Below are 13,707 nucleotides of genomic sequence, written 5' to 3'. Positions count from 1 at the left end.
GCCGCAAGCGATGAGAGTTAAGACAAGACTCACGACCAAAGTTCAACCCGAATTGCAAAGAGGCCGCATCATGCCTCAGATTTGCCAGTTCCTTGGCGTCAATTCTGTGACAAATATTGAACTGCCTAAAGGCTTTATGCCAGCACTCATTTGTATTTTTGCGGACTGGTTGGAAATCTTTTCTGCGAGGACGACAGATACTCGATCATCCCGCAGGCCGGGCCGCAACGGGGTTTTGAGGTCGCACATGGTATAGCAAAGTGGCCTTTTGCCCTTGTGTTAAGACTAGTGGCAATTTGCCGATTTACTAGGGCGAGGCGACATAAGGTAGGGCGAAGGGGAGGGGGATCAGCGCAAAACCGGGTCGAATTTGATGCGGCGACCCATAACCAGGCTTAGCAGCAGAAGGCTTGCGCACACACCGCTGGCGATCAGTGAGGTGAGTTGAACGTCTTGGGAGTCGGCCACCAAACCATAGATTCCAGTCACGGTGGTCATGCACACAAACAGCCAGGCAAATTTTGTCATGAGCGGTTTCCTCAGAAAACCCAGTGTTCAGCGGCTGGGGCGGCCTGGGTAGCTTGGGCCAAGCGTACCGGCGGTTGTGCATTCGGCGTCATGACTGCCAGTTGCGGGCGTTGTTGCAGGTGATGTGGTACCGCTTGGCTGATCTGAGCCGGGTCGTTGCTGCCAGTCGACTGAAAGTGAAATGTCACCAGTGCCGTCAGGGCAACGGCGTTAAGGACTAACAGAAGGGCACTGTTCATGGTCATGTTCTCCGCTTAACGCCGTAGTTGAAAGGGGTGTTGCAGGAGAAGTATTGCAGGTCTCGTGCCAATCTATTAATTCAATATAATCAATGACTTGAGACTTGATTTAAGCGTCGATAGGTTGCAATTTGCAATGCCGGCATTTTGGGGGAGTGCATTTTGCACGATTAGGCGAAGTGCCCGTATTTATGGGGCGAAACGGCAACTATCCGGCCGCATCTCGTCCTACACTCAAAAAGCCCACGGACGACATGACAAAACCGACCTCGGCCGTTAACATGCACGCCGTCCGTCACAACGCCACTGGCCCGACGGCTGTCATAAGTCCCAGTAGCTCAATTGGATAGAGCATCCCCCTCCTAAGGGGAAGGTTGGCCGTTCGAACCGGCCCTGGGACACCAGATTCAAAGCCCCGCACAGCTTATTCTGTGCGGGGCTTTTTTGTGCCTGTGCGGTCTTTTCAAACATCAATCGAACCTTGCCGCCGATCAATGTTCACAGCAGGTGTTGCCGGGTATTTTTCGCCACGGTGTACCTCTCACGCCACCCCGCGTCGTCTGAGCTGTTCAAGCAAAATAATCCCCGGAATCAGCTCGTACCGCCTGTCCGGAACCGGCCACCCAGGACTATCATGCCGATAGCCCTGTCTCTCACTGCAAGGAGCCGCTCGGAACGCCGATGCGCCAGATCTGGAAATCTTTTCGAGCCCTTTATTTCGCCTCCTTGATGATGCTGATCGGCTCCGGCCTGCTCAGCACTTACCTGGCTTTACGCCTGGCGGCCGACCATGTCGACAGCCTGTGGGTCGGTGCGCTGATGGCGGCCAACTACTTCGGCCTGGTGCTGGGCGGCAAGATCGGGCACCGCCTGATTGCCCGTGTCGGGCACATCCGTGCCTATGCCACCTGCGCCGGGATCGTCGGCGCCGCGGTATTGGGGCACGGCCTGGTCGATTGGTTGCCGGCGTGGATCGTGCTGCGGATGATCGTCGGCCTGGGCATGATGTGCCAGTACATGGTCATCGAGAGCTGGCTCAATGAGCAGGCGGATGCCAAGCAGCGGGGCGTGGTGTTCAGTGGCTATATGATCGCGTCCTACCTTGGGCTGGTGCTGGGTCAACTGATCCTGGTCATGCATCCCCAGCTCGGCCTTGAACTGCTGATGTTGGTGGCGCTGTGCTTTGCCCTGTGCCTGGTGCCGGTGGCCATGACTCGGCGCATTCACCCGGCCCCCCTGCATCCGGCGCCGATGGAGCCGCGCTTCTTCATAAAGCGCGTGCCGCAGTCGCTGAGTACGGTGTTGGGCGCGGGGCTGATTGTTGGTTCGTTCTACGGCCTGGCGCCGCTTTATGCATCTCAGCAGGGGCTGACGACGGAGCAAGTCGGTCTGTTCATGGGTAGCTGCATTTTTGCCGGGCTGTTGGTGCAGTGGCCGTTGGGCTGGTTGTCGGATCGCTATGACCGTGCGCTGCTGATCCGTTGCTTTGCCCTGTGCCTGGCGGTGGCGGCATTACCGCTGGCGATCATGACCCAGGTGCCGCTGGAAGTGCTGTTCGTCGCGGGATTCCTGTGTTCCCTGGTGCAGTTCTGCCTGTACCCGCTGGCGGTGGCGTTTTCCAATGACCATGTGGAAGGCGATCGTCGGGTGTCGCTGACCGCCATGCTGCTGGTGACTTACGGCGTCGGCGCGAGTATCGGGCCGTTGCTGGCTGGTGTGATCATGAAGATGTTCGGCAGTCACATGCTGTATGCCTTCTTCAGCCTGTGCGCGTCGATCCTGGTATGGCGCATCCGGCCGAAGGCGGTGACCAACCTGCATCAGGTGGAAGACGCACCGCTGCATCACGTGGCGATGCCCGACAGCATGTCGAGTTCGCCGCTGGTGGCCGCGCTTGACCCGCGTGTCGATGAGCAAGTGGTACAGGAGCAGATGCAGACTGTCCCCGACCCCGAGCCGCAAGTTGATCCGCAGCCGCCGGTGGACGAGCCCGCCTTTGTTGGGCCCCCGGAACCCCTGGGGCCAGAGGAGCATCCTCACGACTTGAGCAGGGCGCGCCCCTGAAAGCAAAAACGGGCAGATCCCCAAAGGATCTGCCCGTTTTTTTTTGCCGCGATCTTCAAGGATTAAAAATCGTCGTCCTTGTCGAAGCGTCGCGCTTCACGTTGCAATTGGTATACAAAGCGCTCGACCTGACGCTGCACCAGGCCGCTCATGTTGTGGAAGCGCACACCGGCGAAGGTGGTGTTGATCTTGTCTTCGAAGTGCAGGTACCGCAGTTCGACCGAGGTCGTCATGCTGCCAAACGGCAGGGCGGCGACAAAGCGGTCGTAGACCTGGCCCAGTTGCAACCGCTCGGAGATGTCGCCTTCAAAGCGCAGTTTGCAGCCGGTGGCGGAGATATCCAGCAATTTGCCGTTGACCGGCGCCTTGAGTTTTTCGCCGCCGAGTTCGATGTTCACCAATTGCGCCAGCTTCAGCGCGGCGCGGAAGGCGTTGCGGCGCTGATGGTAGACCACCTCGTCCGGCAGGCTGCCGGTGTAGATACGGTGGCCATCTTTTTCGCTGATGGTCAGGGTGCCGCTGCTTTCCCAGGCGACGCGCACGCCGTCGTGGAAGCCTTCGATACGGAAGGGTTCACCGTTTTCGAGGTAGCGTTCGCCATCACGGGGGATCATTTCGTCCAGCGCCAGCGTGTTGCTGTCGCGGTTGACGTCCACCAGATAGCTCTGGAAGCGCTGGCTGCGCTCGTGGAAGGTGATGATCAGCGGGTCATGGCTGTCTTGCAGCATCCGCAAGGTGCCGGCGATTTCCAGAGGCGTGGTGAGGACCTTCGGTGGCTGCGGGGCATCTTCCGCATTAAGGGCGTTGAACACGGTTCTTCCATCTCCAGACAAAATACGACTACACGCAAGAACCGGCATTTTGCCAGCATGTGGCGCGCCTTGGATAGGGCGCACGGTAAACCGGCGTCAGGCTTGGCTGCGGGTGCTTGGCTTGACCAGGCGTGAGGTGGAACCTTGGGCGTTATACAGTGCCGGCGGCTCGCCGCCGTGGAGTATACGCAACTGGTTGGCGGTCGTGGCTTGCTGAAGCTGGATCGATTGACCGTTAAGCAGGTTGGCTTCCTGGCACTGGGCGAGCACTTGATTGAGTTCTTTGCTCTGGCTCAGTAACTGATCGCCGACCGAAGAGTGGCTGGCCAACTGCGCCAGGCCATCGTGGTCTGCCGGCAAGCCAAGGCTGATCAGGATCTGGCTGCGTTTTTTGCCATGCTGTTCCAGCAGGACAATCAACGACTGCTTGCGCGCCAGAATTTCTTCCAGCAGCGGCATATCCCGGCCGTAAAGGGCCAGTGATTCTTCTTTTAGCAGCTCCAGCAATTGTTGCGTCGGCGCTAGATCATCAATGATCAGTTGCAGCAAATGTTCGTCGTGATGCATGGCTGGCCTTGGGTTTTAAGCGTCCAAAAGCCCTGCGCAGGCCTTTGCCTAGCGCTCGGCTTCGAAATTAAGCAGCTTGCTGGCTACACGGTTGCTGTCGACTTTATAGCTGCCATCGGCGATTGCCTGTTTCAATTCGGCCACACGGGCTTTATTGACCACCGGTTGATCGCGCAGCGAGTCAGTGACCTTCTGCAACTGTTGAGCCTCATTGCTCAGGTGTACGGATTCCCCGCTCTGGCTGGCCTGTTCTGCCTTGGCGGGCAGTGGCGGGGCCTTGGCTTCTACGCTTTCCTTGGTGCCGGTGGTACGCGTAGTGCCTGACGTTGCCGGGGTGTTATTTAAACGACTGAAATCAATGACCATGATAAAAAACCTCTGGGTATTTGGACGCTTGCCATGTTTTCGGCCATACCCGGATAAACTTTAGACGCAAATGACAATAAATCTGCGTATGGGCTACCTCCTGCACAGTGTAGGAAAACCCGGCGTCCTGTACCAGTCATCTATAGAGCGACCTCGACTTGCCCTGGGGCTGTTACCCGCGCCTTGATCACGCGGTTGGAGTTGAGGTTCTTGACGCGAATCTGTTCACTCATGCCGCCGTTGGACAGCGCTTCACCGGGCATTTTCACGTTCAGCGTACCGCTGCTGGCGGAAATCACCACCTGGTCGCCCTTGCGAATTACCTCGGCCTGCTCCAGATGCACCAGCGTGATGACCTGGTCGGTGACCACTGGTCGGGTTAATTTTTGCCCGACGGCCTGGTCCACAGACGTCAAGTAGCCCTGGCTGATCAGGCTAATGTCGCGTTCGCGCAGTACAACGTCCTCAAAACCGATGATGCCGGTGCGTTTGAGCGGCCGGGCCACTACCACTACATCGCGGAACAGCTTGACCTGAGCCGGCACAAACACCGTCCAGGGCGAGGCGCCGTCGCAGCGCACCCGCACCGTTACGCGGCCGATGGGCTGGGCGGGGCTTTCCAGGGTGGCTGTCAATTCCTTGTCGCACATGGGCATGCGCAGCCGTGGGTCCAACTGGTTGACCTGGATTTCATAACGCCCCGGTGTCTGGGTGGTTGCCAGATAATCTTCTACAGTGAACTCAAGAAAGCCCTGAGTGACGCCGATAAGTAGATCAGGCAAGGTGACGTTATCTGCGCGGGCCGTGGTGTTCAGGCTCAACGCAAGCAGCGCCACCAAGGCGCAGAGCAATCTGCGGTACTGTGGGAATCGAAGGCGTCGGGAAACTGTCGTTTTAATATCCATGGCCAATAAATAGCAAAGCTCGTGCCGTTTAGTGTTGGGTGCGCGTCGCACCTTCAAGGTTTTAGCGTAGGAGTCTGGGCATGGCAGGAGTAATGGATTCAGTAAACCAGCGCACACAGCTGGTAGGGCAGAATCGCCTGGAGTTGTTGCTTTTTCGCCTGGATGGCAAGCAGCTGTATGGCATCAACGTGTTCAAGGTGCGGGAAGTGCTGCAATGTCCCAAGCTGACGATCATGCCCAAGTCCAGCCCCGTGGTGTGTGGCGTGGCCAACATCCGTGGCGCGACCATCCCGATTCTTGACCTGGCCCTGGCCACCGGTTCGGCTGGCCTGCAGGACCGCGAAAACCCGTTCGTGATCATCACCGAGTACAACACCAAGACCCAGGGTTTCCTGGTGCGCTCGGTGGAGCGCATCGTCAACATGAACTGGGAAGAGATTCATCCGCCGCCCAAGGGCACCGGCCGCGACCACTACCTCACGGCAGTGACGCGGGTCGATAACCAATTGGTGGAAATCATCGACGTGGAGAAGATCCTCGCCGAAGTGGCGCCGACCTCGGAATCGATTTCCGTGGGTGTGGTGGATGCCGAAACGGCGCACAAGGCGGTCTCGCTGCGTGTGCTGACGGTGGATGACTCCTCGGTGGCGCGCAAGCAGGTGACCCGTTGCCTGCAAACCGTCGGCGTGGAAGTGGTGGCGCTCAATGATGGCCGCCAGGCGCTGGATTACCTGCGCAAGCTGGTAGATGAAGGCAAGAAACCGGAAGAAGAATTCTTGATGATGATCTCCGACATCGAGATGCCGGAAATGGACGGCTACACCCTCACGGCTGAGATACGCAGCGATCCACGCATGCAAAAATTGCATATCATCCTGCATACTTCGTTGTCGGGCGTATTCAACCAGGCGATGGTCAAGAAGGTCGGTGCCGATGACTTCCTGGCCAAATTCCGTCCTGATGACCTGGCATCCCGGGTAGTCGCCCGGATCAAGGCAGCAGATCACAGCTAAGGGCTTTTTTCCCCTGGCGATCACACGATTTTAGAGGCGGTATCAGTGTCTACGGGTAATTTGGATTTTGAACAGTTCCGGGTCTTCCTGGAAAAAGCCTGTGGCATATTGCTCGGTGAAAACAAGCAATACCTGGTATCCAGCCGTCTTAATAAGCTGATGGAGCAGCAGGGCATCAAGTCCCTGGGCGAGTTGGTTCAACGGATCCAGGGGCAGCCGCGCAGTGGCCTCAAAGAGATGGTGGTCGATGCCATGACCACCAACGAAACCTTGTGGTTTCGTGATACCTACCCCTTTGAAGTGCTCAAGAGCAAAGTGCTGCCGGAGGCCATCAAGGCCAGCCCGGGCCAGCGCTTGCGCATCTGGTCGGCGGCCTGCTCTTCGGGGCAGGAACCGTATTCGATCTCGATGTCCATCGATGAGTTCGAGCGGACCAACATGGGCCAGTTGAAGGCCGGGGCGCAGATTGTTGCCACTGACCTGTCCGGCACCATGCTCACCAACTGCAAGACCGGCGAGTACGACAGCCTGGCCCTGGGCCGTGGTTTGTCCCAGGAGCGCCTGCAACGTTACTTCGACCCCAAAGGGGCAGGACGTTGGGCGATCAAGGCGCCGATCAAGAGCCGCGTGGAGTTCCGTTCGTTCAACCTGCTCGACAGCTACGCCAGCCTGGGCAAGTTCGACATGGTGTTCTGCCGCAACGTACTGATCTACTTCTCGGCAGAAGTGAAGAAAGACATCCTGTTGCGCATCCACGGCACCCTCAAGCGTGGCGGTTACTTGTTCCTCGGTGCTTCCGAGGCGCTGAACGGCCTGCCGGATCACTTCCAGATGGTGCAGTGCAGCCCGGGCATCATCTACCAGGCCAAATAATAATGTGGGAGGGGGGCAAACCCCCTCCCACATTTGTTTCTGCGGCAAAGTTGATGAAAGCGGCAACTCCCCATTGCCGCTTTACTGGCGCCACGCGGAAACCCGTTGCCGCTTTTCTGGCATTGCCGCCGGCAACCTCCTCGCAACCCCTTGATTCATGGGCTTTTCAGAAACTGGCATGCGCCTTGCTATAACCCAGTTAACGAACAGCAGGTCAGCCTAAAGGTTTCCGCCATGAGCATCAGCTTCGATAAAGCGCTCGGTATCCACGAACAAGCCCTGGGCTTCCGCGCCCAGCGTGCTGAAGTCCTGGCCAATAACATTGCCAACGCCGACACCCCGAACTACAAGGCTCGGGATCTGGACTTCTCCGCCGTGCTCGCCGCACAGCAGGACAAGACCAAGAACGGCACCTTCGCCTTGAACATGACCAACAACCGTCATATCGAAGCGCAAGGCCTGAGCAGTGGTGACGAGTCGTTGCTGTATCGCACGCCGATGCAGCCGTCGATCGATCAGAACACCGTCGACGCCCAGCTGGAGCAATCGGCGTATGCCGAGAACTCGGTGAACTTCCAGGCCAGCTTTACCCTGCTCAACAGCAAATTCAAAGGGCTGATGTCAGCCCTGCGTGGAGAGTAAGCCATGTCCCTGTCCAGTGTTTTCAATATTGCCGGTAGCGGCATGAGCGCCCAGACCACGCGGCTCAACACCGTCGCCAGTAACATCGCCAACGCCGAGACCGTGTCTTCGAGCATTGACCAGACGTACCGTGCCCGTCACCCGGTGTTTGCCACCATGTTTCAGGCCGGTCAGAACGGCGGCAGCGACTCGCTGTTTCAGGAGCAGGGCGCAGCCGGCAAAGGCGTGCAGGTGCTTGGCGTGGTCGAAGACCAGAGCAACCTCGAAGCCCGCTACGAGCCTAACCACCCGGCGGCGAACGAAAAAGGCTACGTGTACTACCCGAACGTCAACGTGGTCGAGGAAATGGCCGACATGATTTCCGCCAGCCGCTCGTTCCAGACCAACGCGGAAATGATGAACACCGCCAAAACCATGATGCAGAAGGTCCTGACCCTGGGTCAGTGATAAGGGGCGCCAAATAATGGCCATCGTTGATACGACTACTAATTCAGCAGTCCAGGACCTTTTCAATTCCAAGGTCAGCACTGCAACAAACAATGTCGCAAGCACGGCTTCTGCGGCCACCGGCAATCAGTCGTTGGGCAAGGACGCATTCTTGCAGCTGCTGGTCACCCAACTGAAAAACCAGGACCCGCTGTCGCCTCAGGACAACGGTGCATTCGTGGCCCAGTTGGCTCAGTTCAGCAGCCTGGAAGGCATCAACACCCTGAACGACTCGGTGAATGCAATCTCCAGCAACTTCAGCTCTTCGCAGGCGCTGCAAGCTTCATCGCTGGTAGGGCGTTCGATCATCACCCAGACCGACAAGGCCCTGGTGGATACGAGCAAGAGCATGAACGGTTCGGTGGCGGTGACTGCTGCCACCGGCAACGTCGCCATCAAGATCACCGACAAAGACGGCAACGTGGTGCGCACCATCGACATGGGCGCCCAGAGCGCCGGCACCTCGGACTTTATCTGGGATGGCAAGAACGACGCGGGTGAGGTGGCTCCAGCGGGCACCTACACCTTCGCGGCCACGACCAAGAACGACAAGGGCGATTCAGTGGCCCTGGCCACTTCGCTGCCGGCAACAGTGACCAGCGTTACATTGAGCAAGACCGGCGGCGAAATGCTGCTGAACCTTGCAGGCGGCATGGGCAGCGTCAAACTGTCGCAAATTCAGACTATCGGTACATAGAGCCGGCTAACTACGGCAGAGGGAGAGAAACATGTCTTTTAATATCGGCCTTAGCGGCCTCTATGCGGCCAACAAACAATTGGACGTGACCGGCAACAACATCGCCAACGTCGCGACCACTGGCTTCAAGTCGTCCCGTGCGGAATTCGCCGACATCTACGCCGCGTCCAAACTGGGCACCGGGCAGAACAGCATCGGCAACGGCGTGAACCTGGCGGCGGTGTCCCAGCAGTTCACCCAGGGTGACGTCAACGGCAGCGGCGGCGTGCTGGACATGGCGATCCAGGGCGGCGGCTTCTTCGTGCAGAAGGGCAGCGACGGTTCCCTGGAATACACCCGTAGCGGTGCGTTCCGCGCCGACAAAGACGGCTACATCACCAACAACACCGGCACCTCGCGCCTGCAAGGCTACGCGGCGGATGACGACGGCAAGATCATCAAGGGCGGCTTGACCGACCTGCAACTGAACTTGTCTTACCTGCCGCCGAAGGCGTCCACCAAAGTGGACTCCACCAGTAACCTGAACTCGTCGGAGCCGGTGATCAACCAGACTACCAAGCCGTTCAACCCTGCCGACACCACCACGTTTACCACTCAGTACAGCACCACCTTGTACGACTCCCAGGGCAACTCCCACGCCATGGTGCAGTACATGGTGAAAACCGACGCCAACGAGTGGAACGCCTACACGTTGATCGACGGCCGTAACCTGGATGGTTCCAAGCCGACAACGACCGGCACCACTGCCCCTGTGCCGTCGACTATTACCTTTGATGGCGCGGGTAAGCTCAAGGACGTTGTGACCGGCGGCGTGAGCAGCAAGACCTTGACGCTCACTGGCTGGGTTCCAGGGTCGGTGACCGATGGCACTTGGACGCCGAACGACGCGACTGCCGGCCCTATTGCCGTGAACATGGGCAATATCACCCAGTACAACTCGGCCAGCTACCGCAACCCGCCGACCACTGACGGTTACGCTACCGGCCAGATCACCGGCCTGAAAATCGACGGCAACGGTGTACTGTTCGCCACGTTCAGCAACCAGCAGAGCAAGGCTATCGGCCAGATCTCCCTGGCCAGCTTCAACAACGAACAGGGCCTGCAACCGGCAGGCGGCACTACCTGGAGAGAGACCTTCTCCTCGGGCCAGCCGGGTTACGACACCCCGCAAGCCGGCACCCTGGGTTCGATCGTGGCCAACTCCCTGGAGAACTCCAACGTTAACCTGACCAACGAGCTGGTGGACCTGATCAAGGCCCAGAGCAACTACCAGGCGAACGCCAAGACTATCTCCACCCAGAGCACCATCATGCAGACCATCATCCAGATGACGTGATGCGGTAACGCTCCATAAAAAAGCCCCTCGCAAGAGGGGCTTTTTTATGGACGGTGGAAATGTATCTGGCAAAAAAAGCCCCCGATACACCGTAGGCATATCGAGGGCTTTTCAGCCTTGGGAAATCAGGCCCAAGGCGGATTCAGCTTATTGGCAAGCTTCGCAATCCGGCTCGTCAATCGCGCAGGCCTTTGGCACAGGTGCCGGGCCGGCTGGAGCAGCGAGTACCGAATCATCACCATGGTTGCCGCTGGACACAGCGTTCAGCTTACCGGTGTTGATGGTCGACTTCTCGGTGCTGGTCGCGGCCAGGGCACGGAGGTAGTAAGTGGTTTTCAGGCCACGGTACCAAGCCATGCGGTAGGTCACGTCCAGCTTCTTGCCCGAAGCGCCGGCGATGTACAGGTTCAGGGACTGAGCCTGGTCGATCCACTTCTGACGACGGCTGGCGGCGTCAACGATCCACTTGGTGTCCACTTCGAAGGCAGTCGCGTAGAGCTCTTTGAGTTCTTGCGGGATGCGCTCGATCTGCTGCACGGAACCGTCGTAGTACTTCAGGTCGTTGATCATGACCGAGTCCCACAGGCCGCGGGCCTTGAGGTCGCGAACCAGGTACGGGTTGATCACGGTGAATTCGCCCGACAGGTTCGATTTCACATACAGGTTCTGGTAAGTCGGTTCGATCGACTGCGATACGCCAGTGATGTTGGCGATGGTCGCGGTCGGCGCGATGGCCATGATGTTGGAGTTACGAATGCCTTTCTGCACACGGGCACGTACCGGCGCCCAGTCCAGGGATTCTTCCAGGTCAACATCGATGTACTTCTGGCCACGTTGCTCGATCAGGATCTGTTGCGAATCCAGCGGCAGGATGCCTTTGGACCACAGCGAACCCTGGAACGTCTCGTAGGCGCCGCGCTCGTCGGCCAGGTCGCAGGAGGCCTGGATCGCGTAGTAGCTGACCGCTTCCATGGACTTGTCGGCGAACTCGACTGCTGCATCCGAACCGTAAGGAATGTGTTGCAGGTACAGCGCATCCTGGAAGCCCATGATGCCCAGGCCGACCGGACGGTGCTTGAAGTTGGAGTTCTGCGCCTGTGGCACCGAGTAGTAGTTGATGTCGATTACGTTATCGAGCATGCGTACTGCGGTGTTGACGGTGCGTTCCAGCTTGGCGGTGTCCAGCTTGCCGTTGACGATGTGGTTCGGCAGGTTGATCGAGCCCAGGTTGCAAACGGCGATCTCGTCCTTGTTGGTGTTCAAGGTGATCTCGGTGCACAGGTTCGAGCTGTGAACCACGCCCACGTGCTGCTGCGGGCTGCGCAGGTTGCATGGGTCCTTGAAGGTCAGCCAAGGGTGGCCGGTTTCGAACAGCATGGACAGCATCTTGCGCCACAGGTCTTTGGCCTGGATGGTCTTGAACAGCTTGATCTTGCCTGGGTACTGGGACAGGGCTTCGTAGTACTCGTAACGCTCTTCGAAAGCCTTGCCGGTCAGGTCGTGCAGGTCCGGCACTTCGGATGGCGAGAACAGGGTCCATGGGCCGTCATCGAAGACACGCTTCATGAACAGGTCCGGGATCCAGTTGGCGGTGTTCATGTCGTGGGTGCGACGGCGGTCATCACCGGTGTTCTTGCGCAGCTCGATGAACTCTTCGATGTCCATGTGCCAGGTTTCCAGGTACGCACACACAGCGCCTTTGCGCTTGCCGCCCTGGTTGACCGCTACGGCGGTGTCGTTCACGACTTTCAGGAACGGCACGACGCCTTGCGACTTGCCGTTGGTGCCCTTGATGTACGAACCCAAGGCACGTACCGGAGTCCAGTCGTTGCCCAGGCCGCCAGCGAATTTGGACAGCATGGCGTTGTCGTGGATCGCGTGGTAGATGCCCGACAGGTCATCCGGCACGGTGGTCAGGTAGCAGCTCGACAGCTGTGGACGCAGGGTACCGGCGTTGAACAGGGTCGGCGTCGACGACATGTAGTCGAAGGACGACAGCAGGTTGTAGAACTCGATCGCACGGTCTTCTTTGTGCTTCTCTTCGATCGCCAGGCCCATGGCCACGCGCATGAAGAACACTTGCGGCAGTTCGAAGCGGATCCCGTCCTTGTGGATGAAGTAACGGTCGTACAGGGTTTGCAGGCCCAGGTACGTGAACTGCTGGTCACGCTCGTGGTTGATCGCCTTGCCCAGTTTTTCCAGGTCGAAGGTGGCCAGGATCGGGTTCAGCAATTCGAATTCGATACCCTTGGCGATGTAGGCAGGCAGGGCCTTGGCGTACAGGTCAGCCATCTCGTGGTGGGTGGCGCTGTCGGCCACGCCCAGGAAGCCCAGGCCTTCGGCACGCAGGGTGTCCATCAGCAGGCGCGCGGTCACGAACGAGTAGTTCGGCTCACGTTCAACCAGAGTACGGGCGGTCATCACCAGGGCGGTGTTGACGTCGGTCAGGGCCACGCCGTCGTACAGGTTCTTCAGGGTTTCGCGCTGGATCAGGTCACCATCGACTTCTTCCAGGCCTTCGCAGGCCTCGGTGATGATGGTGTTCAGGCGGCCCAGGTCCAGCGGTGCAAACGAACCGTCGGCCAGGGTGATGCGGATTGACGGGTGCGCTTGCACGGCGGCTTCTTCGGCCGGGGTGCGCACGGCACGTTCCTTGGAGCGGGCGTCGCGGTAGATCACGTAGTCGCGTGCGACTTTCTGCTCGCCGGCACGCATCAGGGCCAGTTCGACCTGGTCCTGGATTTCTTCGATGTGGATCGTGCCGCCCGATGGCATGCGACGCTTGAAGGTCGCGGTGACTTGTTCGGTCAGGCGGGCAACGGTGTCGTGGATGCGCGACGAAGCGGCAGCGGTGCCGCCTTCAACTGCAAGAAACGCTTTGGTGATGGCGACGGTGATTTTGTCATCGGTGTAAGGAACGACAGTGCCGTTACGCTTGATCACGCGCAGTTGGCCAGGTGCAGTGGCGGACAGATCCATATTCGAATCTGCTGCCTGCGGCACGGAGCCCTGCGGGTTCTCGCGAGTTGTGTCGGTTTGCATGGGGGGTTGTCTCCACATTCTGTATTTATTTGGGCACCATCACGGTGCCCACCGTTCCGTCCTGAAGCATTTACAACAGGCCTGGGCCTGGCATAACAACTTCGGGACAGGAGGAAGGGGGCTGTTCGCGCCGCTTC

Annotated in this window: 15 protein-coding genes and 1 tRNA gene; 9 read left to right on the top strand and 7 right to left on the bottom strand. The window is 58.7% G+C overall.

The features are described 5' to 3' along the window. Nucleotides 1-70: 70 nt before the first annotated feature. Nucleotides 71-256 carry a hypothetical protein gene (locus AOA60_RS34065; RefSeq protein ID WP_099587198.1) on the top strand — a complete coding sequence of 62 codons (186 nt, stop codon included), beginning with the start codon at nt 71-73 and terminating at the stop codon, nt 254-256. Nucleotides 257-348: 92 nt separating this feature from the next. Here the strand turns inward: AOA60_RS34065 and AOA60_RS28645 are convergent, their stop codons facing one another. After that, a complete protein-coding gene (locus AOA60_RS28645) occupies nt 349-528 on the bottom strand; it encodes a PA3371 family protein (protein WP_099587197.1) in 180 nt (59 codons plus the stop codon). Between the two features lie 11 nt (nt 529-539). Beyond that, a complete protein-coding gene (locus AOA60_RS28640) occupies nt 540-767 on the bottom strand; it encodes a hypothetical protein (protein ID WP_099587217.1) in 228 nt (75 codons plus the stop codon). A 327-nt stretch (nt 768-1,094) separates the two neighbouring features. On the opposite strand from AOA60_RS28640, the gene AOA60_RS28635 reads away from it, so the two are divergent. Next, nucleotides 1,095-1,171 (top strand) — tRNA-Arg (locus AOA60_RS28635). A 277-nt stretch (nt 1,172-1,448) separates the two neighbouring features. Continuing rightward, nucleotides 1,449-2,831: an MFS transporter gene (locus AOA60_RS28630; protein WP_099587196.1), complete on the top strand. Its 1,383-nt coding sequence runs from the start codon at nt 1,449-1,451 to the stop codon at nt 2,829-2,831. Between the two features lie 62 nt (nt 2,832-2,893). Here the strand turns inward: AOA60_RS28630 and AOA60_RS28625 are convergent, their stop codons facing one another. From AOA60_RS28625 to flgA, 4 genes are all read right to left on the bottom strand, one after another. Beyond that, on the bottom strand, nt 2,894-3,643 hold the full coding sequence (locus AOA60_RS28625; protein ID WP_099587195.1) for a flagellar brake protein: 750 nt from the start codon (nt 3,641-3,643) through the stop codon (nt 2,894-2,896). 96 nt (nt 3,644-3,739) lie between these two features. Beyond that, nucleotides 3,740-4,210, bottom strand: coding sequence for a flagella synthesis protein FlgN (locus AOA60_RS28620; protein ID WP_099587194.1), 471 nt, complete (start codon nt 4,208-4,210; stop codon nt 3,740-3,742). Nucleotides 4,211-4,258: 48 nt separating this feature from the next. Continuing rightward, a complete protein-coding gene (flgM, locus tag AOA60_RS28615) occupies nt 4,259-4,576 on the bottom strand; it encodes a flagellar biosynthesis anti-sigma factor FlgM (RefSeq protein ID WP_099587193.1) in 318 nt (105 codons plus the stop codon). 140 nt (nt 4,577-4,716) lie between these two features. Further along, a complete protein-coding gene (gene flgA, locus AOA60_RS28610) occupies nt 4,717-5,481 on the bottom strand; it encodes a flagellar basal body P-ring formation chaperone FlgA (protein ID WP_099587192.1) in 765 nt (254 codons plus the stop codon). A gap of 80 nt (nt 5,482-5,561) precedes the next feature. Between flgA and AOA60_RS28605 the strand changes: the two genes are divergently transcribed. The 6 genes from AOA60_RS28605 to flgE all read left to right on the top strand — a co-directional run bounded on the left by AOA60_RS28605 (nt 5,562) and on the right by flgE (nt 10,528). Next, nucleotides 5,562-6,494 (top strand): chemotaxis protein CheV, encoded by a 933-nt coding sequence (locus tag AOA60_RS28605; protein ID WP_099587191.1) that lies wholly within the window; start codon nt 5,562-5,564, stop codon nt 6,492-6,494. 45 nt (nt 6,495-6,539) lie between these two features. Further along, complete coding sequence (gene cheR, locus AOA60_RS28600) at nt 6,540-7,367, top strand: protein-glutamate O-methyltransferase CheR (protein WP_032886774.1); 828 nt, start codon at nt 6,540-6,542, stop codon at nt 7,365-7,367. 234 nt (nt 7,368-7,601) lie between these two features. Continuing rightward, nucleotides 7,602-8,009 carry a flagellar basal body rod protein FlgB gene (gene flgB, locus AOA60_RS28595; RefSeq protein ID WP_017529461.1) on the top strand — a complete coding sequence of 136 codons (408 nt, stop codon included), beginning with the start codon at nt 7,602-7,604 and terminating at the stop codon, nt 8,007-8,009. A gap of 3 nt (nt 8,010-8,012) precedes the next feature. Then, entirely contained in the window at nt 8,013-8,456 is a 444-nt protein-coding gene (flgC, locus tag AOA60_RS28590) for a flagellar basal body rod protein FlgC (protein ID WP_099587190.1), read from the top strand. 16 nt (nt 8,457-8,472) lie between these two features. Continuing rightward, complete coding sequence (gene flgD, locus AOA60_RS28585; protein ID WP_099587189.1) at nt 8,473-9,192, top strand: flagellar hook assembly protein FlgD; 720 nt, start codon at nt 8,473-8,475, stop codon at nt 9,190-9,192. 31 nt (nt 9,193-9,223) lie between these two features. Then, complete coding sequence (gene flgE / locus AOA60_RS28580; protein WP_099587188.1) at nt 9,224-10,528, top strand: flagellar hook protein FlgE; 1,305 nt, start codon at nt 9,224-9,226, stop codon at nt 10,526-10,528. Between the two features lie 147 nt (nt 10,529-10,675). Here the strand turns inward: flgE and AOA60_RS28575 are convergent, their stop codons facing one another. Further along, entirely contained in the window at nt 10,676-13,570 is a 2,895-nt protein-coding gene (locus tag AOA60_RS28575; protein WP_099587187.1) for a ribonucleoside-diphosphate reductase subunit alpha, read from the bottom strand. Between the last annotated feature and the right edge of the window lie 137 nt (nt 13,571-13,707).

The organism is Pseudomonas sp. 2822-17 (genome assembly GCF_002742485.1).
In the GTDB taxonomy this organism is placed as follows: domain Bacteria; phylum Pseudomonadota; class Gammaproteobacteria; order Pseudomonadales; family Pseudomonadaceae; genus Aquipseudomonas; species Aquipseudomonas cyclaminis.
This window is presented reverse-complemented; position numbering and strand designations above follow the sequence as displayed.